Raw genomic sequence first — 23787 nt, 5'->3', positions numbered from 1 at the left:
ACGAACCTGTGATGGATAATCAAGACATGAGCGACCAACAACTCGACCCGCAAGCCCAGCAACAGGAAGAAAACAGCCTGATCGCCCTGCGCAAGGAAAAACTTGCGGCCGAGCGCGCCAAGGGCAATGCCTTCCCGAACGACTTCCGTCGCGAAAACTACTGCAACGACCTGCAGAAACAATACGCGGACAAGACCAAGGAAGAGCTGGCTGAGGCGGCGATTCCGGTCAAGGTTGCCGGGCGCATCATGCTTAACCGTGGCTCGTTCATGGTGATTCAGGACATGACCGGCCGCATCCAGGTCTACGTCAACCGCAAGACGCTGCCGGAAGAAACCCTGGCCTCGGTGAAAACCTGGGACATGGGTGACATCATTGCGGCCGAAGGCACCCTGGCCCGTTCCGGCAAGGGCGATCTGTACGTCGAAATGACTAACGTGCGCCTGCTGACCAAGTCCCTGCGTCCGCTGCCCGACAAGCACCATGGTCTGGTGGATACCGAGCAGCGTTATCGCCAGCGTTACGTCGACCTGATCGTCAACGAAGACGTGCGCGAAACCTTCCGCGTTCGCTCGAAAGTCATCGCCCACATCCGCAGCTTCCTGATGCAACGCGACTTCCTTGAAGTCGAAACGCCGATGCTGCAGACCATCCCGGGTGGTGCTGCGGCCAAGCCGTTCGAGACGCACCACAACGCGCTGGACCTGGAAATGTTCCTGCGCATCGCGCCGGAGCTTTACCTCAAGCGTCTGGTGGTTGGTGGGTTCGAGAAAGTGTTCGAGATCAACCGCAATTTCCGTAACGAAGGCGTTTCGACCCGGCACAACCCCGAGTTCACCATGCTCGAGTTCTATCAGGCCTACGCTGATTACGAAGACAACATGGACCTGACCGAGGAACTGTTCCGCGAACTGGCCCAACTGGTTCTTGGCAGCACCGACGTGCCGTACGGCGACAAGGTGTTCCACTTCGGCGAGCCGTTTGCGCGTCTGTCGGTGTTCGACTCCATCCTCAAGTACAACCCCGAGCTGACCGCCGATGACCTGAACGACATCGGCAAGGCCCGCGCCATCGCCAAGAAAGCCGGCGCCAAGGTGCTGGGCTTCGAAGGTCTGGGCAAGCTGCAAGTGATGATTTTCGAAGAGCTGGTCGAGCACAAGCTGGAGCAGCCGCACTTCATCACCCAGTACCCGTTCGAAGTGTCGCCGCTGGCCCGTCGCAACGATGACAACCCGAACGTCACCGACCGCTTCGAGCTGTTCATCGGCGGCCGCGAAATCGCCAACGCCTATTCCGAGTTGAACGACGCGGAAGACCAGGCCGAGCGCTTCATGGCTCAGGTCGCGGACAAGGACGCGGGCGACGATGAAGCCATGCACTACGACGCAGACTTCGTCAGGGCGCTTGAATACGGGATGCCGCCGACAGCGGGCGAGGGCATCGGCATCGACCGTCTGGTCATGCTGCTGACCAACTCGCCGTCCATACGAGACGTCATCCTGTTCCCGCACATGCGGCCGCAAGCCTAAGCGTCAAAACAAGCCGCCTGCGCAGGGCGGCTTTTTTTTGTCTGTAAAGTCACGCAGGCCACGCTCCTGCAGACACCGCGCCTGCTACTCAATGAAAAGGAAATCCAGTTGTGAACCGCACGATCGCTCAAAAGGGAGCCGCTGGCCTGGCCACGGCAGTCGCACAGAGTGTTCAGTACCAGGGCCGCAAGGCGAGTCGACAGGGAAGTGAACAGCGTCGGCAACAGATTCTCGATGCGGCCATGCGCATCCTCATCCGTGATGGCGTTCGGGCCGTGCGTCATCGCGCAGTCGCTGCCGAAGCGCAAGTACCGCTCTCCGCGACCACTTACTATTTCAAGGACATCGATGACCTGCTCACCGATGCCTTCGCGCAATACGTTGAACGCAGCGCGGCGTACATGGCCAAGCTGTGGACCAACACCGAGGCGCTGCTGCGCGAGATGGTCGCACGCAATGACGGCAGCGCCGACGCCCGCGCCCGGCTGGCCGATGAGATCGCACGAATGACCATGGAGTACGTGCGCCATCAACTGCTGACCCGCCGCGACCAGCTCATTGCCGAGCACGCCTTCCACCTCGAAGCGCTGATCAACCCGCGTCTGGCACCATTGGTGAGTGCCCACCAGCAGATTCTGTTGCAGGGCAGCGCCCAGTTTCTTGAGGTCATGGGCTCGGTTCAGCCGCAGCTGGATGCCCAAGTGTTGACGGGGCTCATCTGCCGGATGGAATATCAGGGGCTGCTCAACGGGCCCCGCCCCGGCGCAGACGAAGAAATGCTCGCTATTCTGACTCGCCAGATGCATCTGGTACTGGGCACTGCCAAGCCGATGGCTGGCTGATACCTCAAGGAGAACCTGATGAAAGGCTGGCGCGTATTGCTCGCCCTGTCGTTCGCGTTGTTGAGCGGATGCCTGGTGACGTTCAAGGACCCGATTCCGGTCAGCAACACCGCCCCGCTCAGATTGCTCGGCACCTGGAGCAGCAAAAATGCCTGGGGCGAGCCGCTCGAACTGGAAATCAGCCGCGCCGGCCCCGACCGTTACAAAGCGGTCAGCTACCGCAAAGGCGATCGCAAAAACCGTGACGAGTACCCCTTCACCGTGTCGCGGCACGGCAGTCGCTGGTACGTGTCCGCCGCGCTGCCTGATAAATACGGCGGCAATTACGTCATCGCCGGTTTCGACCTGATGGATAACGAGAACGGCGCCGACGAACTGGTGGTCTATGACCTGGACCTGGAGCGGTTTCAGCAGTTGGTCGAGCAGAAGCTTCTGGACGGGGAGCGGGTCGATACGGTCAAGGGCGACGGCATGCTGATCTCAAGTCCCATGGACAAGGTCTTTGGCTACCTCGACGACCCGGCCAATTCCGACGTCTTTCTCAAGGCAGCTCAATATCAGCGCATGACCAAATAGCGCAAACGGTTCAATAAGGGGTACCGGGTGGACGAATACCAGCAGACTATTCGCACGTTGTCCGATCGTATCGTGGTGGCGCAGACGCCGATCCGCGTCCTTGATGCCGTGAAGTGGGATGACAACATCCGCAAGACCTTCCTCGACGGCAAAGGCAAAAACCTGCCGGAGGTGGATCGCGCGTACTACGAGAATCGCCCGCTGGGCTTTGATTCCGGCGCGGTGAAGCTGGAGTTCCAGAACATCGAGCGTGACATCACCCGGCAGCTGGGCCAGTTCAACCCGGTCGGGCAGATCATGCGCCGCATGTGCAAAGAGTACCGGATGGTCATCCGCATGCTCGAAGCACGCGGCACCCCCGACTTCGGCCTGATCTCTCAGGAGCTGTACGGCGCGGCGTCCGATGCTTTCCACGCCGGCGACCCGACCCTGTCCGACCTCGGCATGATGCTCTCCGATTACCTGAACAACATTGCCGGCCGCGGCGATCTCAAGGACGAGCCGAAAATCCTGACGGCCAAAGACGCCGTCGCCATGCTGCAAACCCGGCTCAATCGCACGTTCGGTGAGGCTGAAGAGACGATCCGGGTGTTCGAATCCGACGGCATCGTGGCGGACGCGGCAGCCGGAGCCGATTACATCAAGATCCGCAGTGACGCGATGTTCAACGAACGCGACGTGCGCGCGCTGGAAGTCCATGAAGGCCTGGTGCACGTCGGCACCACGCTCAATGGGCAGAATCAGCCTATCTGCACCTTCCTGTCCAAAGGCCCGCCCTCGTCGACAGTGACCCAGGAAGGCCTGGCGATCCTGATGGAGATCATCGGCTTTGCGTCCTACCCGAGCCGCCTGCGCAAGCTGACCAATCGTACCCGCGCCATTCACATGGCCGAGGAGGGCGCCGACTTTTTGCAGGTGTTCGAGTTCTATCGCGAGCAAGGCTTCGGCATGTCCGAAAGCTACGGCAACGCCAGTCGGGTATTCCGGGGCTCGGTACCGAATGGGCTGCCCTTCACCAAGGATCTGTCCTACCTCAAGGGCTTCATCATGGTCTACAACTACATCCAGTTGGCCGTGAGAAAGGGCAAGCTGGAGCAGGTGCCGCTGCTGTTCTGCGGCAAGACCACGCTGGAAGACATGCGCACGCTGCGCCAGTTGGTGGACGAAGGCTTGGTGGTACCGCCCAAATACCTGCCCGATCAGTTCCGTGACATGAATGCGCTGTCGGCGTGGATGTGTTTCTCCAACTTCCTCAATCATCTGAGCCTGGACCGGATCGAAGCGGACTATTCGAATATTCTGTGAGTCTGTGAGTCTGTGAGTCTGTGAGTCTGTGGGCGCTGATACATCGGCGCCTTTGTCAGGTTTCCCGTCGTCCGCCCATCCAGAATTGAAGGACATCGCTTGAAGCTTCTTCTTACCTTGCTCCTGGTCATTTCCCTCAGTGGCTGCAGCGAATTGCTGTTCTACCCGGAACGCGGTTTGCCGCTGACGCCGGACAAGGCCCACCTCGCCTGGCGCGATGTCACCCTTACAGCGGCCGACGGCACCAAACTCAACGCGTGGTTTCTGCCGGCCAAGCCCGGCGTACCGGTAAAGGGCACGGTGCTGCACCTGCATGGCAACGGCGGCAACATGGCGTGGCATCTGGCGGGGAGCTGGTGGTTGCCGGAGCAGGGCTATCAAGTGCTGCTGGTGGATTATCGCGGCTATGGTCGGTCGGAAGGTGAGCCGAGTCTGCCGGCCATTTATCAGGACATCGACGCGGCGTTTGACTGGCTGAACGCGGCGCCTGAAGTGCAGGGCAAACCGCTCGTGGTGCTCGGCCAAAGCATCGGCGGCGCGCTGGCGGTGCATTACCTGTCCGAACATCCGCAGCAGCGCGCGCGGGTCAAGGCGCTGGTCCTCGATGGGGTGCCGGCGAGCTATCGTGAGGTCGCCCGCTATACCCTCAGCACGTCGTGGCTGACGTGGCCCATCAAACGGCCGCTATCGTGGGTGATCCCCGACGGCGACAGCGCCATCAACGGCATGCCGCAACTCAAGGGCACGCCCATGCTGCTGTTCCAGAGTCTGGACGACATGCAAGTGCCGCTGCACAACGGCATCAGCCTGTATCAGGCCGCGCCACCGCCGCGCGTGCTGCAACTCACGCGCGGGCCTCACGTGCAGACCTTCGGCGACCCCACTTGGCGCGAGGTGATGGTTCGCTATCTGGACGATCCGCAGCACTTCAACGGGCTGCGCAGGCTGGGGGAAATTCCGAATTATCCTGATCCTCAAACGGGCAAGGCGGCACCGGCTCCTCAACCGTGAGCAGAGCAGAGTGCACAAGGGGACTTGCATAAGGGGACTGATTTATTTACAACGCTTCACCGTAAATTAATCTGTCCCCGGCGGTTGAACTAGCGGTTTAAAAGGCCGGGCGTTTTTCACTCCTACTCAGACCAAAGATTAAAGAGCTCGCCGCCAAAAATCTTTAGGCCGTCCTCCCTGTGCATAAGGGGACTCATAAGGGGACTGATTTATTTACAACGCTTGACCGTAAATTAATCTGTCCCCGGTGGTTGAGCTAGCGGTTCAAAGGGCAGTGCCTTTCTACTTATCCTCACGCTAGTTCAAGGGGGCCGTCCCAATAAGCTACTGTAAGCTGTCCGCCTTAACGCGAAAGAACTCAAAGGGAATTACTCCCTGCTTCTATTCTTATTTTTATTTTTTGTCTCTTTAAGTTTGTATTCTGCCGCGCGAGCAACATGCTTGTTTTGATCATTAAGTAGTCTTTCCAATATTGTAATTGGTGCTTCTTTGTTGGCGGCCACTGCTATGCGTACAACATAACTCTCATCCCAAGATAGAATTTCGAAGAGCGCCGGTGACAGCTTTCTTTTTGCTGCAATGAACTGCCGGACGGTGCTATCAAACTGGCATAGTTCTTCTAAGATCTCTAATGGGACACTTTTATTATGCGAATCCCATCGCCTGGAGTTCGGGTATTTTTTTATTACATCGCGCCATACCGAAATCGGGGCCTCCTCAGTTGCAGCTCTATCGTATTCACTTATGATGGAGCTATTCCGTAGCGCTACAAACTCCTCAGCAGATGTAATCATTTTTAACCTTACACTTAAAAAATCTGAAATTTATATTCTTTCTGACTCCGCTTTTATGCTTGCTCTTATGGCCTCCGTAAATATCAGCATTCACGAGCCACACGCTAGATTCATCTTGGACTTTCAAGCGTTTCCCCGTGGCCTGTTTTATTTACTGTCCACTATTGTTACTTTTTTGGGTCAAGATTGTATTTCGCATAACCCACCTGGAACTAAAGGGGGCCGTCCCCACTAGTCCTAGCCTGTTTGCTCTCCAACTCTTCAATTCTACGCTCGTAGTTTTCCGTCGCCACACAAGCAACGTCTTCGTTCACATCCTGACGCAGTCGGTCAAGGATTTCCAATGGAGTCTTTTTATTGGTACATATTGCGACCCGGACGTCAGAATCCTCATCTTGTGAGAGACGCTCAAACAACGCAGCAGAGAGCTTTCTTTTACGTGCCACGAACCATCTGGTGCTAACATCGAACACACATAGCATTTCAAGAATCTCCACCGGCACGGTTTTATTGTGCGCAACCCATCGCCTGTGATCGGGAAATTTTTCTATCACATCCCGCCATACGGCAATTGGCGCTTCCTCCATGGCGGATCTGTCGTATTCGGCCTTTATCTCACTGTCGCGCAGCGCTACAAATTCTTCGGCAGAATTAATCATTTTATATCCTTACACTTTAGCGATTTGAAATTTACGAATTAAAGGGGTCCGTCCCCTTTTGTCCCCCTCTGGTCTTAAGCACGGTTGCTTTTAAGGGCTATTCTTTTTCTAGCGGCCGCCGAGACAATCGGATCTTCATCTCCTGCTAGCTGAACTAGGATGTCTTCTGGCGCTTTGGGATTGCAGGCAATTCTGTGCCGGATGATGATGCTTTTATCACGAGCTAGCTGCTCGAAAATCGCTCGGTTTATCCTTCTTTTGATGGCAATTTCCCAGCGCACGTGCATATCGTCGCATAGGCATAGCCGTTCCAATACGTCCACCGAGATCGTGTGATTATAAACAACATCTCGGCTTAGTTCAGGGTACTTTAGCAGTACGTCGAACCAGACCTCATCAGGCGCTGGATCAAACGCCTTCGCGTTTTCATCCTCGATTTCGCTCTCTACGTACCGCTTAAATTCTTCAGCGCTCGTGATCATCATCAGATTCCTTTGGCATCCCGACATTTCATGCCTTTCATAGGCATGACTTTTCCCGTTTTTCCTTTATGTTTATTCATGAAGTCCCCATAAATATTCACATCACGAATATGGATTAAATGGTTGCTATCTTGCTCCATCAATTTCCACGCTGTACCACCGTGACCTTCAGTGTCAGCGGACCACCACATCTCTGTCCCCGTTGCACGATAATATTTAACTAAGGTGCCGTTGAGTTTCGCTTCACAAATGCGATCAAAGCGATTGACCTCCCATTTTTTTCTGCATGCGCGTTTACAGTTTTGATTAGGCTTATCAGATTTTGGTTTCCGCCCTAGTCCGACGGTCGAACTTGCCAGGCCTAACGGATCGACCCAACTGATTGAGTTGGGCCCGTATTGGTAGATGTTCAGTCCACCCAGATACCCAATCGGGTCTTCGCTGATGAAGCGCCCGACCCTTGGATCATAGTACCGATGCCGGTTGTAGTGCAGGCCGGTTTCGTGGTCGTGGTACTGGCCCTGGAAACGGATCGGGTTGGTTAGGCCAGTCTGTTGGGCGAATTCAGAGCGCTGTTCGGTTGCCTCTCCCCACGCTTTGTATTGGGCGCTCCAGGCGGTGTTGCCGGTCTGGTCGGTGATTTCCTGGGGCGTGCCGAGGTGGTCGCATTGGTACCAGGCGAGTGCGTCAATCGGCAGCGCGACGGGTTTGTAGTTCCAAAGCGGGTCTTCTTTGAAGTTGTAGCGACCTTCGTACGTAGGCTGGCTTACGAGACGGATGGTTTCGTGGCGGATGGCCTGGGCCACCGGGACGAAAGTGCCGGGCTCGTGGATGTAGTGGACGGTTCGGCCCAGGGCACCGGCGTATGGCGGAGGACTGCTTTCCCACGCCAGGTTGTCGCCGTCCCAGCCATACAGGGTGAAGCCGCAGCCGAGCTCGCGCTCTTTACGGGCGTGTTCGTTTTCGTTCCAGCCGGTACCGGCTTCGGGGCTCGGTCGGTAGTGGGCTTTTGAGAGTTTGTAGAGGCGACGTCCCAGTGGGTCGTAGCCGAAGTCGACAGTCAGGCGCGAATCTCGGAAATGCGCGAGGCGATCGAAGAGATCCCAGTGAAGTTCGCTGCGCAAGCCGTTGGTCCAGCGCTCGGTCTGGTTCCCGCGTTCGTCGTATTCGTAGTGGCCGCCGGCGTAGTCGCGCAGCAGGTTGTCCACGAGTTTGTTTTGAATTGGTTCTGGGTCGAGTGGGCGGCGGACGGGCGCGGCGGTTTCGTTGCGCAGGTTGCTCGCAGGGTCGAAGGCGAAGGTTTCCACACCCAAGCGACTAGTCGCATTGATTAGCCGGCTGACGGGATCGTAGCGGTAGCTGAGCGGCCCGCGGCGGCTGTCATTGATGTCGGTGAGTTGGCCGGCGGCGTCGTAGGTGTAGGCGCGTTTGATGAGCGTGGATTTGTCGTCTGCTCGTCCTAGCAGTTGTTCTTGGAGGCGTCCCGCCGGGTCCCAGCTTTGGGTTTGCAGGAGTTGGTTGCCTTGGTGGCGGGCGACTTCGCGATGCAGGTCGTCACGCTCGTAACTGAGCAGTTCGTGCTCGTCGAGCTTCATACCCAGCAAATGACCGCTGCCGTAGGTCAGCCAGCTGACGCGATGTCCGTCCGGTCTGATAGTCGCGACGCGGTGGTTAAGCGCGTCGTACTCGTGCTGCCAGACCGCAACCATGGGTTTATCCAGATTCGAGTAATGCTGATGCTCGCGCAGCAGGTTGCCAGCCGGGTCGTGAAACCATTGCAAGCGACTCACGGCGTTGGTTGCCATGACCAGATGGCCATTGCCGTCGTAGGCAAAGGTTTCGCTCTGGGACTGTTCGCCGAGGGTGGCGCGGCGCTCCGTCAAGCGGCCCATCGGGTCGAAGGTCAGTGCGATAGTGCGTTGGCCGTTAACCGTTTGAGCCAGGCGCCCCGTTTCTGGGGCGTATTGATAGCGAGTCGAGCGACCGTCGAAACCGCTCTCTTCCAACAGCCTGCCCACAGGGTCGTAATGAAAGTGCGCGCGGCGTTCGTTTTCGTTTTCCAGCGCAACGAGACGGCCGAGTTTGTCCCAGCGATAGCGCAGGGTTTGCTCGGCGGCGTCCACGCGTTCGGCGATAAATCCCGCAGCGCTGTAACGCCAGGTGGTGCAGCGTTCAAGGCCGTCCGAGTGGGCCAGCAAACGACCTTCGGCGTCGCGACTAAAGCGTTCTTCGGTCTTGTCCGGGTGCTTGATCAGCACTAACTGGCCGGCTTTGTACTCATACGTCGTGCTGTAGCCAGCGGGGTCGGTAAAGCGAACCATCTGGCCGCGTTCGTTGTACTCCCAGCTACTCACCTTGCCCGAGCAGTCGGTGTACTTAACCAGTTGTCCGGCGTCGTTGTAGGCCAGCGCCTTGGTATTCCCGTTGGCATCCTTGATCGCTGTAGGAAGGCCGAACGAGTTGTAGGCGTATTCGGTAACGTTCTCTAGCGGATCGGTCGCCTCGACCAGATTGCCGCGAAGGTCGTAGTTCCGTTTCCAAAGACCACCCTCGCCATCGCTGATCTTGATCAGATGGCTTTTATCGTCGTACGCATAATTCATCACGCTGTGATCAGCGCGAGTGTGCTCGGTCAGATTGCTGAGCTTGTCGTAGCGATACCGGTCGGTGCTGCCGTCGGTGTGGACGTGGCGGATGATGTTCTTGGCGGAATCACGGAAGAACCATTCCGATCGCCCATCGGCGTGGCAAATGCGGTAGGTGTAACCCAGGCTGTCGTAGTAATGCCGGGTTTCATGACCGAGAGCATCCGTGACATAGGTCAGGCGGATGTTTTCATCCCACGCCAACCGAGTATCAAAGCTGCCGTCGTCAGCCCATTCACGGACAGCTTTCGCGTCGGGGCCTGTTCCTTGCCACTGCAAATTCAAACCACGATTGGTGCGGTCGGTGTAGCGAGTAATCAGGTGGTTCTGATACTCGTAGCGCCACGCGGCGCCATTCTCATCCTGAGCCAGAACAAGATCGCAATAATCATCGTACTGATACGCGCACAGTTGGCGTTTGACGTCGCCATCACGTACTTCCCAAACACCCGTCAACCGCCCCTGATCATCGATCAACGTACCCAGGCGCAGATGGACTTTGTTGAGATCCTTCTCCGAGTAAGTTACCAACTCTGAGAGCACCAACCGCCCATCATGCTGATGCTCATGATGGAGCATGACCCCAGCGCCGTTGGGCAGCATCTTGTTGATCAGAACAAACCGTTTGCCCCGCCGAACATAGGTTTCCCTGTGCTCAAGCCCCCGCATCAGCAACAGCCGATCCTTGCTGAGGCGAACGACGGTCAGATTTTCGATGGCATTGAAGTGGAACAGCTTGACCTTGGGCAGAGGGAATTCCTGGCTGCGGCCATCGGCGTCGTGGAAGACCAAGCCATCGCCGACGAGATCAAACCGCGTGGTAAACGGCGTAATCCAGCGTGCGCCAACAACATCCTCATCAAACGCATCCAGACTTGAGCAATAAGTCCGCGTCCATTCGATGGGAAACGGCCCCGGCAAACTGAAATCGGTATGACTGACCGACTCCGAGCCCATTGCAAAACTGATGCTTCCGATTGTAGTAGCGCAGGCACAATCCTTCAGGTCGTTAGGCAGGGCGTTGGCAGGTTTCTCGAACTGAACAGCCTCAAGTTTGCCTTCGCCGCCGCGGCGCTTGGCCTGATTAGTAACTCCCGGCTTGATGTTGAAAGATTGACCATGCCCATTGCGCGCACGCCAACTGACAACCGCACCCTCCAACGTAACCAGTAACGCAGCGATAGAATGCTGAGCTCCGGGATCCGCCAGCCCCGTAATTTGGGTGCGAAGCTGAGGAGCCAGATCACGCAATAACTTGGCCTGCCTGCCCACCTCTTTTTTAACCGCTTCAGGCACAAGGTATTCAGCAGCGCCATTCACCGCGCCCTTGCCGGCAGCAACACAAACCGCCGCAGCCGCAACGAAGATATTGCCGATCGCAGCCTTTGGATCGTAGGCCCACAGATCCCCAGTGGCATGGACCCGCTGCTCCGCTTCAAGCAAATCAGCCTTAGCGTTCAGCTTCGGGTCGACCAGGCTCTCCAGGCCGTCGGCAATCTGAAACAAGACGCCTTCGCCCAGCGCCCCCGCATCTTCAAGAATCCCGGGTAGCTTGCCCTGCGCCTGGCTCACAAAGTCATCAAGTGTCCCGACAATCGTGGCATTCAGGTGCCCGATCAAAATCTCGATCAGCGCATCCCCCAGCACCATCTTCCCCGCCTGACGCATCTCCTGACGCACCAGAAACAGCATCGGCCGCAGCGTCATTCGCGCTGCCGCCATGCCCGGCGGGATGGGGATCATCCCAATCAGATTGATGCCCAAACTCACCCAATCCAGCGGATCGCGCTTCTCACTGGTCGCCAGTCGTGCAATGTCATTCAGCGCATCAACCAGCGCCATGATGTTGCCGACCACCGGCAGCCCGCCGGCGAAAGTCTTGATTCGCTCAAGCGTGACGACCCCGCCGCTGATCTCCTGCAGCCAGGCATCGAAATTGGCCGCACCAAGACCAACGTCTTCGACCTGAATCAGATCAAGCGGAACAACCGCCACTTGAGGTTCGCGTTTCTCGCCACCAACGGGCGGATTTAGGGGGGGCGCCAAAGATGCTCTCCGTGCTCAAAAAACCATCCGGAACGGCGTAAATGCCAGTCCGGGGGCCACGGAGATATCAAGGGCTGTGCCAGCTATTAATTAGCCATTCAAAATCAATAACTTAAGAAATAAAACGGCGGGTTTCAGCGAGCGCCAACCCGGATAACACAGCAAAAGTGCGCAAGAAGTTGCGCACCCCTGCGCAACTTCTTGCGCACTCGCCTACAGGCCAAGAACAACGTGGCCTGTAGAGCATCAGTCACCCTATTTTCAGCAAGGGAGTGCGCAACTTCTTGCGCAGCCCCCAAAAACACGGGGCCCCATCATTGCTCCCTAAAAGCACCTCATCCCAATCCCATCCGGAGAAAAACGCAGCCCACAAAAAAGCCCCGCCTGTCTCTCAACAGGCGGGGCTTTTTATGTGCCGCTACAACCGCATTACTTCATCGAAGAGCGCGGTGCTACTGGCTGGTTGTCGTTGGAAATGGTCACTTCCACGCGACGGTTCATGGCACGGCCCGAGGCGCTGGCGTTGTCAGCCACCGGGTATTCCTTGCCGTAGCCCTGAGCCACGATACGCTCCGGACCTACACCCATTTTGACCAGGGCCATGCGCACGGAGTTGGCGCGACGCTCGGACAGCGAGTCGTTGTAGGCAGCGGAACCGGTGCTGTCGGTGTAGCCCTCAACGATGACCTTGCGATCAGGGTTTTCGGACAGGAACTGGGCCAGCTTGTTGACGTTGACGAGACCGGACGACTTCAGCTCAGCCTTGTTCAGGTCAAACAGCACGTCGCCGAACGTTACCAGCGTACCGCGCTCGGTCTGCTTGGCGTTCAGGCTGTTCTGCAAGGCCTTGATCTGAGCATCACGAGCATCCAGACGCGCCTGTGCACGTTGGGCTGCAGCACCTTTCAGATCGTTTTCAGCGGTCTTCAGGTTGATGGTCTGCTTGGCCAGCTCCACGCGCTGGTTGGTCAGATAGGCCAGCTGATCGACCTTCTTCTGGTCATCGTTGTTGCGGTACGCGGCGTCTGCCTTGTCCAGCCACTCGCTGGCGTCTTTGGTTTCCAGCGCAGCCAGTTCAGTGGCTTTAGGGTTGCTTTGCAGCGCGGAATAGTTGGTGCGGGCTTGTTCCAGGTTCACGTTCGGCTGCGACGAGCACGCCGCCAGACCAACGCTCAGAGCCAGCAGGGCAGGAATAAGTACTTGTTTACGCATAATATTTTCGTCCTTTAACTCAATGGCCAATGCTTGAACTGCGAAGCGTTACTGTGTGACAGGCTGAACCTGACGCATGCCTTCTTCACGCAGCTCATTGACGCCCTGACGAGCATCCTGCACCGCTTTCTGTGCCTTCGCGGCCTGAGCCTTACGCTCGGCTACACGGGCATCCCACTCGGCCTGCTCGGCGTATTTACGAGCTTCGTCGTATTTCTTGTCCTGCATGGCCAGTTCGGCTTGCTTGAACTTGTCCTGAGCGGACTTCATCTCAACGGCAGCGTACTCGGTAGCGCCAGCGGTGACCGCGGCGTTGACGGCCGACTGGGTCACGGCGTACTGCTCGCTTGGAGGATTGCCCGCGCAACCAGCCAGAAGAACGCTGGTGCCCAGCGCCAGTGCAGCCATCTTCAGCCCGCGCAGGCGATTGAACGTTGGTTTGGCAGTGCTGGTGTTCATGGTGGTCAACTCCATTTCTTAACTCCTGAAAACTGGTTGTTCCATTTCAGCAGCAGCCCACGCGGATGGATGGTGTTACGTCACTTCCGCTGTCATCTGACGGCTTTTACTGGAATGGCTAACTGCTCGGACCGCTGCTTTTTTTGAATAGTTCAGACATTTTTCTTAACTTCCGGTCAGCTTTCGTTACGTGTTGTAAAATTGACGCTCGAAAAATGGCGGGGGTTTGCCCGCCAGATTACTGGCCCGGTGCGGCCTGTGGAGCATTTTGCCGGGCCAAAAACGACGTCGCAGTTGCAACCGTCACAGGTCTTCCCGATCGGAGATTTCCTGAAGATGGTGCTTAGAAAGCTCGAGAAACCTGGGCGTCGGGCCAACGTCTTCGTAAAGCGGATTGCCTTCCTCGTCGGTGGCGACGACCTGCTGACCGCGCACGTACGGAAAACTCGCCTCCAGTTCTTCCAGCGCGGCGCCGATCAGCTCGCCCAGCAACTCCTCAGGCGTGCGCTTGGGGTACATCTCGGCGATCGCCGCAAGCCGCGCGGCAGCCTCCACGTCCAAATGAATGGCGTAGGCGGTCTCGGTCAGACGGCCTTTGGCGTTCTGTTCCCACTGTTCGGCGAGTTCTCGGATTTTCATACATACCTCATCGGTTCCCGCGCGAGGGCGGGCATTGGACGTGGAGAGCCACGGTGAAGCGTGACTGAGACGGGCTTCCCCGGCGGTGAAAGTGCGTCGAGGGTTGCGTAGGGACATCAATTTGTCGCTCTATACACACCAATAGAAACGAAACCCCGCAGGGCGTTCCGTTCGGCAGCAGCGAATGGACCCCCCGCAAGGACTCGCCGGTAAAAACAACAAGGCTTAAGGAGAGGGCTGGATGGCTGATATCGATGCACGATTGCGCGAGAATGTTCACCTGCTGGGTGAGCTGTTGGGCAACACCATTCGTGATCAGCACGGCGCTGATTTTCTCGAGAAGATCGAGCGCATCCGCAAAAGCGCAAAGGCTGATCGCCATGCGTCGACCCAAGGCACCGAGCAGCTTAGCTCCAGTCTTGAAGGCCTGGGTGAGGATGAATTGCTGCCGGTGGCACGTGCGTTCAACCAGTTTCTCAACCTGGCGAACATCGCCGAGCAATATCAGCTGATCCATCGTCGCGATGACGGCAAGCCGCAGCCGTTTGAGTCCCGCGTGTTGCCCGAGCTGCTGGAACGCCTGAAGCAGGCCGGGCAGACACCCGAAGCGCTGGCGCAGCAATTGACCACGCTGGAAATCGAACTGGTGCTGACCGCCCATCCGACCGAAGTCGCGCGGCGCACGCTGATCCAGAAGTACGACGCTATCGCTGCGCAACTGGCCGCGCTCGATCATCGCGACTTGAATCGCCACGAGCGGGAGCAGATCACCGAGCGTCTGCAGCGACTGATTGCCGAAGCGTGGCACACCGAAGAAATCCGCCGCGTCCGTCCCACGCCTGTCGACGAGGCGAAGTGGGGGTTTGCGGTCATCGAAAATTCCCTGTGGCAAGCAATCCCCAACTACCTGCGCAAGGCCGATCAGGCGCTGCACGCCGCGACCGGTCTGCACCTGCCGCTGGAGTCGGCGCCGATTCGCTTCGCTTCCTGGATGGGCGGTGACCGCGACGGCAACCCCAACGTGACAGCTGCCGTCACCCGCGAGGTGCTGTTGCTGGCGCGCTGGATGGCCGCTGATTTGTACCTGCGCGACGTCGATCAACTGGCCGCCGAACTGTCGATGCAGCAGGCCAGCCCGGCGCTGATGGAAGCAGCGGGTGACAGCGCCGAGCCTTACCGCAGTGTGCTCAAGCAACTGCGTGAGCGGCTTCGGGCCACGCGCAATTGGGCCCACGCCTCACTGAGTGTCACCCAGGTCGCACCGGAAGACGTGCTGCACGAAAACCGCGAGCTCGTTGAGCCGCTGAAGCTGTGTTTCGACTCGCTGCACCAATGCGGCATGGGCGTCATCGCCGATGGCCCGTTGCTCGATTGTTTGCGTCGCGCGGTGACCTTCGGGCTGTTCCTGGTGAAGCTCGACGTACGCCAGGACTCCACGCGGCACAGTTCGGCCATGAGCGAGATCACCGAATACCTGGGGCTCGGCCGCTACGACGAGTGGGATGAGCCGACGCGCGTCGACTTCCTGCTGCGAGAACTGGACAACAAGCGGCCGCTACTGCCTGCGCATTTCAGCCCTGAAGCGGACACCGCCGAAGTGTTGGCGACCTGCCGTGAGGTCGCGGCTGCGCCGGCGGCTTCGCTGGGTTCCTACGTGATCTCCATGGCCGGCGCGGCCTCCGATGTGCTCACCGTTCAACTGTTATTGAAAGAAGCCGGGCTGCAGCGATCCATGCGTGTGGTGCCGCTGTTTGAAACCCTTGCCGATCTGGATAACGCCGGACCGGTGATCGAGCAGCTGTTGAGCATTCCTGCCTACCGCCGAAGCCTGGAAGGTCCGCAGGAGGTCATGATCGGCTACTCGGATTCGGCCAAAGACGCCGGCACCACGGCTGCGGCCTGGGCGCAGTACCGGGCGCAGGAAAAACTGGTTGAGATCTGCCGCGCCCAAGAGGTCGAGTTGCTGTTGTTCCACGGTCGCGGCGGTACGGTCGGTCGTGGCGGCGGCCCTGCCCATGCGGCGATTCTGTCGCAGCCACCGGGCTCGGTGGCGGGGCGTTTCCGCACCACCGAGCAGGGTGAGATGATCCGCTTCAAGTTCGGCCTGCCGGACATCGCCGAGCAGAACCTCAACCTTTATCTCGCTGCAGTGCTGGAAGCCACGTTGCAACCGCCACCCATGCCGCAACCGGCGTGGCGTCAGGTGATGGACGAACTGGCGGCAGATGGCGTGAAAGCCTACCGCGCCGTGGTTCGGGAAGACCCGGAGTTCGTCGAGTACTTCCGTCAGGCCACGCCGGAACAGGAGCTGGGCCGCTTGCCACTGGGCAGCCGTCCGGCCAAGCGCCGCGAAGGCGGGGTGGAAAGCCTGCGCGCGATTCCGTGGATTTTCGCCTGGACCCAGACGCGCCTCATGCTGCCCGCCTGGCTGGGCTGGGAAAACGCGTTGAGCAAGGCGCTGGAACGCGGTCAGGGTGATCTGCTCGCCGAGATGCGTGAGCAATGGCCGTTCTTCCGCACCCGCATCGACATGCTGGAAATGGTGCTGGCCAAGGCCGACAGCGACATCGCCCAGCTCTACGACGAGCGCCTGGTGGAGCCGAAACTGCTGCATTTGGGGACGCATTTGCGCGGCCTATTGTCGCAGGCGTGTGACGTCGTGCTGGGCCTGACAGGTCAGTCCCGACTATTGGCCCACAGCCCCGAAACGCTGAAGTTCATCAGCCTGCGCAATACCTACCTCGATCCTCTTCATTTATTGCAGGCAGAGTTGCTGGCGCGTTCGCGTCAGCAGGAGGCGAGTCTGGACAGTCCGCTGGTGCAGGCGCTGCTGGTGTCTGTCGCAGGCATCGCCGCCGGGTTGCGCAACACCGGCTGACGGGCAGGCAGGCCGGCCGAATGGACACGACCCCTTTCATTCGGCCGGACCTGTGGCGTCGTGGCCGCTGCGGCGTCACCCCGTTGCACGAGGTCTCACCCTTGCGCAGATCGATGCCAAGCTACTGGTTTTTCGCGGGTTACTGCGACTTTCGGCGTCTTGTGCGCCATGAATCGGCTGTGTATCTTGATCAGCCTTTGGCCGTTGGGTCAGTAAAATTTTGCGATTGGCCCCATTTAGGCGAATCCGACGATATCTCTATAAAAATTTGAGGAGCACAACAATGCGCGTGATTCTGCTGGGAGCTCCCGGGGCCGGCAAAGGTACTCAGGCAAAGTTCATCACTGAGAAATTCAACATTCCGCAGATTTCCACCGGCGACATGCTGCGCGCTGCGGTCAAGGCCGGTACTGAACTGGGCCTGCAAGCCAAAAGCGTCATGGACAGCGGCGGCCTGGTCTCCGATGACCTGATCATCGGCCTGATCAAGGATCGCCTGTCCGAGCCTGATTGCGCTGGCGGTTGCCTGTTCGACGGCTTCCCGCGCACCATTCCTCAGGCTGAAGCCCTGAAGAAAGCCGGCCTGGCCATCGATCACGTCATCGAGATCAAGGTCGACGACGAAGAGATCGTCAAGCGAATCTCCGGTCGCCGCGTTCACGAAGGCTCCGGTCGCGTTTACCACACTTTGTACAACCCGCCTAAGGTTGAAGGCGTGGATGACGTCACTGGCGAACCACTGGTTCAGCGCAAGGACGACGTCGAAGCCACCGTTCGCCATCGCCTGTCGGTCTACCATTCGCAGACCAAGCCTCTGGTGGAGTTCTACACCAAGCTGCAGGCTCAGGACGGGACGCCGAAGTGCAGTCACATCGAAGGCGTGGGCTCGGTCGAACAGATCACCGCCAAGGTGCTTGAAGCCCTGAGCTGATTCGTACTCAAGGCATTGAACAACGGCCCGCTTGCGGGCCGTTGTTGTTTATAATGCGGCACTTTTTTCGCACAACGATGGAAACCCCGATGACCACCTTGCTGGCCCTGGACACCGCCACTGAAGCCTGCTCAGTCGCTTTGCTGCATGACGGCAAAGTGCTGACTCACTACGAGGTGATCCCGCGCCTGCACGCGCAAAAGCTCCTGCCGATGATCAAGGACCTGCTGGCCGAGGCGGGCATCGGCCTGTCGGCGCTGGACGCCATCGCTTTTGGGCGTGGGCCGGGTGCGTTCACCGGCGTGCGCATCGCCATCGGTGTGGTTCAGGGGCTGGCCTTTGGTCTGGATCGCCCGGTGCTGCCGGTCTCCAACCTCGCGGCGTTAGCGCAGCGGGCCTTTCGCGAGCGGGGCGCCACTCAGGTCGCGGCCGCCATCGACGCGCGGATGGACGAAGTCTATTGGGGCTGCTACCGCGAAGTGGTAGGGGAGATGAGGCTGACCGGTGAAGAGGCCGTCATGCCACCCGAAATGGCCACTTTGCCGAGCGGTGCGACGGGCGACTGGTTCGGGGCGGGCACCGGCTGGGGTTATGCCGAGCGCATTGCCGCCGGTGTCAGTGCCCATGACGCCACGCTGTTGCCCCACGCGCAGGACCTGCTCACCCTCGGCACCTTCGCCTGGCACCGGGGCGAAGCCATTGTTGCCGACGACGCCCAGCCGGTTTACCTTCGGGATAAAGTCGCCACACCCAAGGCGCGGTGAGGGCGATACCCTGTCTCACAGGCAGTCGTGAATAAGTCGCACCACGCCCGATCTGCGACCCAGGTCACACTGTTCATGACCGTTCAGCGATAAAACCGCATAAAATTCAGGCTGCTTTAAACAATTCGCAATAAGTGTGGTCTAGTTATCGTTCGCATGTTTGCTTAATAGCCAGCTGCGAGATTAAATTGCCACTATCAAACGCCGAGTAAGCATGATGCGAATCACCGGTCCTTCACCACGTACCTACCCGATCAAGCGCAAGCTTCGCAAGGATTCTGCGGCGCTGGAAGGCTCGTTCGAGGAAGTGAACGAGGAGATCGAGGTGAACCCGCAAGTGGCCCGTCGCCAGACCGGGACCACAGCCAACGTGCCCGCGCGTCAGCAAGACATTATCTTCCCCCGTGCCATGAGCACCCGCGTCGCCCACGCGCTGAGCAGCTACCTGATGACCTCGACCTTCGTCGACTGGGACCTCGAGGTTGCCGGGCTCGATCTTCACGTTTGAACCTCGCTCATCCGCCTTACTACATTGGTTGTCCGTCCTGGAGCGAAAAAGCCTGGCGTGAATCGCTGTATCCGCCGGATGCCCCTGACCTGGAATTACTCGGGTTGTATGCGCAGGTCTTCAACGCCGTCGAGGGCAATACCACGTTCTACGCACGCCCCAAGCCTGAAATCGTTCAGCGCTGGGCGGACGCTTTGCCTGAGCATTTCCGCTTCTCTGCAAAAATCCCCCGCGACATCAGCCATGCTGGCGACCTGCGTGAGCACCTGGTCGCGGTAGAGGATTTCCTGCAACTGCTTGCGCCGCTGGGGTCGAGGCTTGAACCGCTGTGGCTGCAGCTGTCGGCCAGTTTCGGTCCCCATCGGCTGAATGAGCTGGGCGCTTTCATTGATGCACTGGAAGGCCGGCCATTGGCGGTGGAAGTGCGCAACATGGCGTTTTTCACCAAAGGCGAGGACGAACGTCAGCTCAACCGCCTGTTGCTCGACCGCGGCGTCGAGCGCATCTGTCTGGATTCCCGGCCGCTGTTCAGCTGCGTTTCCAGTGAGCCTGCCGTTCTTCATGCGCAGTCGAAAAAGCCCAAGGTGCAACCGCGTCCGGCGGCGCTGACGTCCTTCCCCCAGGTGCGCTTCATTGGCGGGCCGGATGAGGCGATCAACGAAGGCTTCATTGTGCAGTGGGCGGAAAAGGTGGCCGGCTGGATCGAGGAGGGGCGCACGCCTTCGGTGTTCCTGCACACGCCTGACAACATCGCCTCGCCCCAACTGGCCCGTCGTTTTCACCATCAGCTCATGACCCTGCTGCCGGGGCTGCCCGACCTGCCGGAGCTGGATCGCGGTCGACAAGTGGAGCAACTCGGGCTGCTCTGAGGTCGAGATAGGGTGGACTTATCCCTCCGTCAGACGAGAACCTTCCGGCATGCGCGGCTCGACCCTCTTTCTTCTACTGATTTTGATGAGCGCAGCGGTTGCGGTGTCGATCTGGCGTGGCTGGTTGCCTGTCGCCGACCGCTGGAACCCGTGGGCCCCGCTGAATGTGCGGGACGAGCCCAACCTCCTTACACCTTTCAAACTCTGGCGATTGCAGGAGGATCCGGCGTTGTGCGACGCCGCGCTGCAAACGTCGACCCTGCGCTACACGCACCAGGCCGACAGCGCCGCCGACGCCAAATGCCCGCTCACCAACACCCTGCGTATCCAGGGCGGCGACATCGCGCTGAGCAGCAGCTTTCTGTCCAGTTGTCGTCTGGCAGTGGCGTATGCGCTGTTCGATATTCATCAACTGCAGCCAGCGGCCCAGGCGGTATTCGGGCAAAAGGTCGCCAGGATCGATCACCTTGGCAGCTTCGCCTGCCGCAACATCTACAACCGCAGTGAAGGCCGACTGAGCCAGCACGCTACCGCCAACGCGCTGGACATCGCCGGGTTTCGACTGGCAGACGGGCGCAGGATTTCGGTGCTCAAGGACTGGAAAGACGAGGGCGAGGAGGGGCGTTTTCTGCGATGGGTGAGGGATGGCGCCTGCCAGCAGTTCAATACGGTGCTGAGCCCGGAGTACAACGCTGCGCACCGAAACCACTTTCACCTGGACATGGGACGCTGGCGGGTGTGTCGCTAGGGGAGGCGAGCGAGGTTGTGTGCTGCGCTGGGTTGCGGCCTGGCGTCAGGCAGCGATACGAAGGTTTTGAAGCACAATCGGCCGCGCCCAGCCGTTATCGAAGGCCAGATGACGCTGCTGCTCGGTCATCTCTTCAGCGCTGAAGGGTGTGGCGGGCTTGTCGGCCAAGTCCCATTCAAATTCGGCAATCGGCAGGAACAGTGGGCGAGGCTGAGGGCCCGGGCCGGGTTCAACGCTGTCATCGTAGGGGTTGAGCACGGTTGGGCGGACCCAGGTGTCATCGAATTCGAGGTTGCGCTGCTGCTCGATCATTTCCATCGCGGTGAACGGCTTGGCCGGCTTGTCGGCCAGATCCCATTCGAACTCGGCGATCGGCAGGAACAACGGCTCCGGCGGCGCGATTTCCTTGTCCTGAACCGGGCACTCACGCTGCTCGACGATCTTGTCCAGTGCGGTGGCGCCGGCCACCGGCTCGCCGGTCAGACTGTCATTCGTGGCAACGGCGCTGTATTCGGGCGCTGTGCCGGCGTTGTCATCGACCTGTTGAGCCATCGCACGGGCAAACGCATCCTGCCAGAGCTGCGTAACGCCGCTCAGGGTTTGGGTATTGCGTACGCTGTAGTCGCCTGCGTACGTCAAATAGCCTATCGAGGAGGTTTGCTGAATGTCTGACATAAGCGCTCAGTACAGCCCGTGGGTCTGGCAAAATGCCGGATACTTTTGTTATCGGCAGATGTTGCCAATCATTAAGAATATTTGAGCGCGTAGAGACAATGACTGAGCAGCACGCGGGCAGCCGCATTCGGGTCGACAGCCTGACCCCCGACGGGCAGGACACCGCAGCGCAGTGGGCGCGGCGACTGGGTTTGCCGCTGGACGACGCCGACGCGGATTTTGCCCTGCAAGTAGCCGAAGATGGCCTGCAATTGCAGCAACTGGGTAACGATGCACCGGGCCCGGTCCGAGTGGATTTCATCGAAGGCAAGGCGGCCCATCGGCGTCTGTTTGGCGGCGGCAGCGGGCAGATGATCGCCAAGGCCGTGGGTATTCAGCCGGGCGTACGGCCTCGGGTGCTGGATGCCACGGCAGGGCTGGGCAAGGATGCGTTCGTGCTGGCGAGTCTGGGCTGTGAAGTAAGCCTGATCGAGCGGCAGCCGATTATCGCCGCGCTGCTCGAAGACGGCCTGGCGCGCGGTGCGAGGGATCTGGACGTGGGTGGGATCATCGCGCAGATGCGCCTGTTGACCGGCAACTCCATCGAGCTGATTCGGCAATGGGAAGGCGAGCCGCCCCAGGTCATCTACCTTGATCCGATGTTTCCCCACCGGGAAAAGACCGCATTGGTGAAGAAGGAAATGCGCCTGTTCCGGCCGCTGGTGGGCGACGACATGGACGCCCCGGCACTGTTGGCCGCAGCGCTGGCGCTGGCCAGCCATCGCGTTGTCGTCAAACGCCCGCGCAAGGCGCCGTGCATCGAAGGGGCCAAGCCGTCTTACGCGCTGGACGGCAAATCCAGCCGCTACGACATTTACCCGATAAAGGCGCTGAAGAACGCGCGGCCGTGAAATTCATGCGATTCGATGAACCCGGCAATCATCGGCGCAGTCATCTGCTGTGCCGATGCCAGAAAAGCCACCCTATGAGTGTGCGCTCATCGGAGCCAAACCTGACCTGATCCGTAGCCGGAGATAACCGATGAGCGCTTCCACGTTGTCCGTGACCCCCTTGCCGTTCGAGCCGCAGTTCGAGCAGATACCCGATGACGAGGCTCAGACGAGCAAAGAGCTGGCTGAGGCCATGCACAGTATTCTGGAAACCACCTACGAAGATGGCGGCCATGCCATACGCAGCGTGCATGCCAAAGCCCACGGCTTGCTGCATGGGCAAATCCGCATTCTGGATAATCTGCCGCCCGAGCTGGCCCAGGGTGTCTTTGCGCATCCCGGCACGCTGGACGTGAAGATGCGCTTTTCCACCAATCCAGGTGATCTGCTCGACGACAAGGTGTCGACGCCACGCGGTCTGGCCATCAAGCTGGTCGGTGTGCAGGGCGCACGCTTGCCGGGCAGTGAAGGCCAGGTCACCCAGGACTTCGTGATGCAGAACGCCAAGGCGTTCACGGCCGCCACGCCCAAGGATTTTCTCAAGACGCTGAAGCTGTTAGCCAAGACCACCGACAAAGTGCCCAACATGAAGAAAGCGCTGTCGGCCTTCTTCCGCGGTCTGGAGTCGGTGGTTGAAGCCGTGGGAGGGGAGAGTGGCACGCTCAGGTCACTGGGCGGGCACCCGATGACCCACCTGCTCGGGGAGACCTATAACAGCATCGTGCCGTTTCTCTATGGCCGCTACTACGCCAAGCTGAGCGTGGTGCCTGTGTCCCCTGAACTCACCGCGTTGACCGACCAGAAGGTGGACCTGAATGGCCATCCGGACGGCTTGCGGGAAGCGGTGCGCAGTCACTTTGCGAGCAAGGGAGGGGTCTGGGACGTGCGTATCCAACTCGCCACCGACCTTGAAAAAATGCCGATTGAAGATGCTTCGGTGGAATGGTCCGAAGAGCTGAGCCCGTTCGTGACGGTTGCCCGTATCGAGGTGCCGCTTCAGGACAGCTGGTCAGACGAACGCCAGCAGGAAATCGACGAGGGTATGGCCTTCAGCCCTTGGCACGGCGTGGTTGAACACCGTCCACTGGGCGGCGTCATGCGGGTGCGCAAGCCGTCCTACGAGCTGTCCTCAGGCTTCCGCGCCAGCCACAACGGCTGCCCGATGCACGAGCCTCGTTGACAGAACCCAAACCGGTCCCACAGGCGCGCGCGGCTTGTAGGACCGGCTTCAGCCGGGAAGAGGCCGGTGTGATCACCATCAGATTTGTGATGTGACCCCTGACGCA

The 23787-nt window shown here is 59.2% G+C and carries 21 protein-coding genes; 13 read left to right on the top strand and 8 right to left on the bottom strand.

Translation table 11 applies throughout. The features are described 5' to 3' along the window. Positions 1-26: 26 nt before the first annotated feature. The 5 genes from lysS to IFT99_RS10905 all read left to right on the top strand — a co-directional run bounded on the left by lysS (position 27) and on the right by IFT99_RS10905 (position 5263). Positions 27-1529, top strand: a complete 1503-nt coding sequence (gene lysS, locus IFT99_RS10925; RefSeq protein ID WP_192132237.1) for a lysine--tRNA ligase — start codon at positions 27-29, stop codon at positions 1527-1529. A 110-nt stretch (positions 1530-1639) separates the two neighbouring features. Then, positions 1640-2371, top strand: a complete 732-nt coding sequence (locus tag IFT99_RS10920) for a TetR/AcrR family transcriptional regulator (protein WP_192132235.1) — start codon at positions 1640-1642, stop codon at positions 2369-2371. Positions 2372-2389: 18 nt separating this feature from the next. Next, positions 2390-2947, top strand: coding sequence for a cache domain-containing protein (locus IFT99_RS10915; protein WP_192132233.1), 558 nt, complete (start codon positions 2390-2392; stop codon positions 2945-2947). A 27-nt stretch (positions 2948-2974) separates the two neighbouring features. Next, positions 2975-4252, top strand: a complete 1278-nt coding sequence (locus tag IFT99_RS10910) for a flavohemoglobin expression-modulating QEGLA motif protein (protein ID WP_065989910.1) — start codon at positions 2975-2977, stop codon at positions 4250-4252. 99 nt (positions 4253-4351) lie between these two features. Beyond that, entirely contained in the window at positions 4352-5263 is a 912-nt protein-coding gene (locus tag IFT99_RS10905; protein ID WP_192132232.1) for an alpha/beta hydrolase, read from the top strand. Between the two features lie 368 nt (positions 5264-5631). On the opposite strand, the gene IFT99_RS10900 is transcribed toward IFT99_RS10905, so the two are convergent. The 7 genes from IFT99_RS10900 to IFT99_RS10870 form a co-directional block, all read right to left on the bottom strand. Beyond that, the gene (locus IFT99_RS10900) at positions 5632-6057 is read right to left on the bottom strand and encodes a hypothetical protein (protein WP_192132230.1); all 426 of its coding nucleotides are present in this window, start codon (positions 6055-6057) and stop codon (positions 5632-5634) included. A gap of 212 nt (positions 6058-6269) precedes the next feature. After that, positions 6270-6716 (bottom strand): hypothetical protein, encoded by a 447-nt coding sequence (locus IFT99_RS10895; RefSeq protein ID WP_192132228.1) that lies wholly within the window; start codon positions 6714-6716, stop codon positions 6270-6272. Positions 6717-6790: 74 nt separating this feature from the next. Continuing rightward, positions 6791-7201, bottom strand: coding sequence for a hypothetical protein (locus tag IFT99_RS10890; protein ID WP_192132226.1), 411 nt, complete (start codon positions 7199-7201; stop codon positions 6791-6793). Then, entirely contained in the window at positions 7201-11889 is a 4689-nt protein-coding gene (locus IFT99_RS10885) for an RHS repeat-associated core domain-containing protein (RefSeq protein ID WP_192132224.1), read from the bottom strand. Before IFT99_RS10885 ends, IFT99_RS10890 begins: the two co-directional genes overlap by 1 nt. A 429-nt stretch (positions 11890-12318) precedes the next feature. Then, positions 12319-13101 (bottom strand): OmpA family protein, encoded by a 783-nt coding sequence (locus IFT99_RS10880; RefSeq protein WP_192132222.1) that lies wholly within the window; start codon positions 13099-13101, stop codon positions 12319-12321. Between the two features lie 48 nt (positions 13102-13149). Beyond that, a complete protein-coding gene (locus IFT99_RS10875) occupies positions 13150-13575 on the bottom strand; it encodes a DUF4398 domain-containing protein (protein ID WP_192132220.1) in 426 nt (141 codons plus the stop codon). A 288-nt stretch (positions 13576-13863) separates the two neighbouring features. Continuing rightward, positions 13864-14199, bottom strand: a complete 336-nt coding sequence (locus tag IFT99_RS10870; RefSeq protein WP_192132218.1) for a pilin assembly protein — start codon at positions 14197-14199, stop codon at positions 13864-13866. Positions 14200-14440: 241 nt separating this feature from the next. Here IFT99_RS10870 and ppc point away from each other — a divergent pair, with 241 nt between their 5' ends. The 6 genes from ppc to IFT99_RS10840 all read left to right on the top strand — a co-directional run bounded on the left by ppc (position 14441) and on the right by IFT99_RS10840 (position 20897). Then, on the top strand, positions 14441-17077 hold the full coding sequence (ppc, locus tag IFT99_RS10865; RefSeq protein WP_192132216.1) for a phosphoenolpyruvate carboxylase: 2637 nt from the start codon (positions 14441-14443) through the stop codon (positions 17075-17077). Between the two features lie 283 nt (positions 17078-17360). Then, positions 17361-18008, top strand: coding sequence for an adenylate kinase (adk, locus tag IFT99_RS10860; RefSeq protein WP_065989893.1), 648 nt, complete (start codon positions 17361-17363; stop codon positions 18006-18008). Positions 18009-18097: 89 nt separating this feature from the next. Then, positions 18098-18772 carry a tRNA (adenosine(37)-N6)-threonylcarbamoyltransferase complex dimerization subunit type 1 TsaB gene (gene tsaB / locus IFT99_RS10855; protein WP_192132214.1) on the top strand — a complete coding sequence of 225 codons (675 nt, stop codon included), beginning with the start codon at positions 18098-18100 and terminating at the stop codon, positions 18770-18772. A gap of 217 nt (positions 18773-18989) precedes the next feature. After that, on the top strand, positions 18990-19280 hold the full coding sequence (locus tag IFT99_RS10850; RefSeq protein ID WP_065990261.1) for a hypothetical protein: 291 nt from the start codon (positions 18990-18992) through the stop codon (positions 19278-19280). Then, positions 19277-20149, top strand: coding sequence for a DUF72 domain-containing protein (locus tag IFT99_RS10845; protein WP_192132212.1), 873 nt, complete (start codon positions 19277-19279; stop codon positions 20147-20149). Before IFT99_RS10850 ends, IFT99_RS10845 begins: the two co-directional genes overlap by 4 nt. Positions 20150-20198: 49 nt before the next feature. Continuing rightward, on the top strand, positions 20199-20897 hold the full coding sequence (locus IFT99_RS10840) for an extensin-like domain-containing protein (RefSeq protein ID WP_192132210.1): 699 nt from the start codon (positions 20199-20201) through the stop codon (positions 20895-20897). Between the two features lie 45 nt (positions 20898-20942). On the opposite strand, the gene IFT99_RS10835 is transcribed toward IFT99_RS10840, so the two are convergent. Beyond that, complete coding sequence (locus IFT99_RS10835) at positions 20943-21572, bottom strand: energy transducer TonB (RefSeq protein WP_192132208.1); 630 nt, start codon at positions 21570-21572, stop codon at positions 20943-20945. 98 nt (positions 21573-21670) lie between these two features. On the opposite strand from IFT99_RS10835, the gene IFT99_RS10830 reads away from it, so the two are divergent. Together IFT99_RS10830 and IFT99_RS10825 are read left to right on the top strand one after the other, a co-directional pair. Then, a complete protein-coding gene (locus IFT99_RS10830) occupies positions 21671-22462 on the top strand; it encodes a class I SAM-dependent methyltransferase (protein WP_192132206.1) in 792 nt (263 codons plus the stop codon). A 130-nt stretch (positions 22463-22592) separates the two neighbouring features. Then, complete coding sequence (locus IFT99_RS10825) at positions 22593-23681, top strand: catalase family protein (protein WP_065989880.1); 1089 nt, start codon at positions 22593-22595, stop codon at positions 23679-23681. The last annotated feature ends 106 nt before the right edge of the window (positions 23682-23787 follow it).

The organism is Pseudomonas sp. CFBP 8772 (assembly GCF_014841665.1).
GTDB classification, from domain to species: domain Bacteria; phylum Pseudomonadota; class Gammaproteobacteria; order Pseudomonadales; family Pseudomonadaceae; genus Aquipseudomonas; species Aquipseudomonas graminis_B.
Note: the sequence above shows the minus strand (reverse complement) of the source record. Positions and strands in the feature narration are given on the sequence as shown.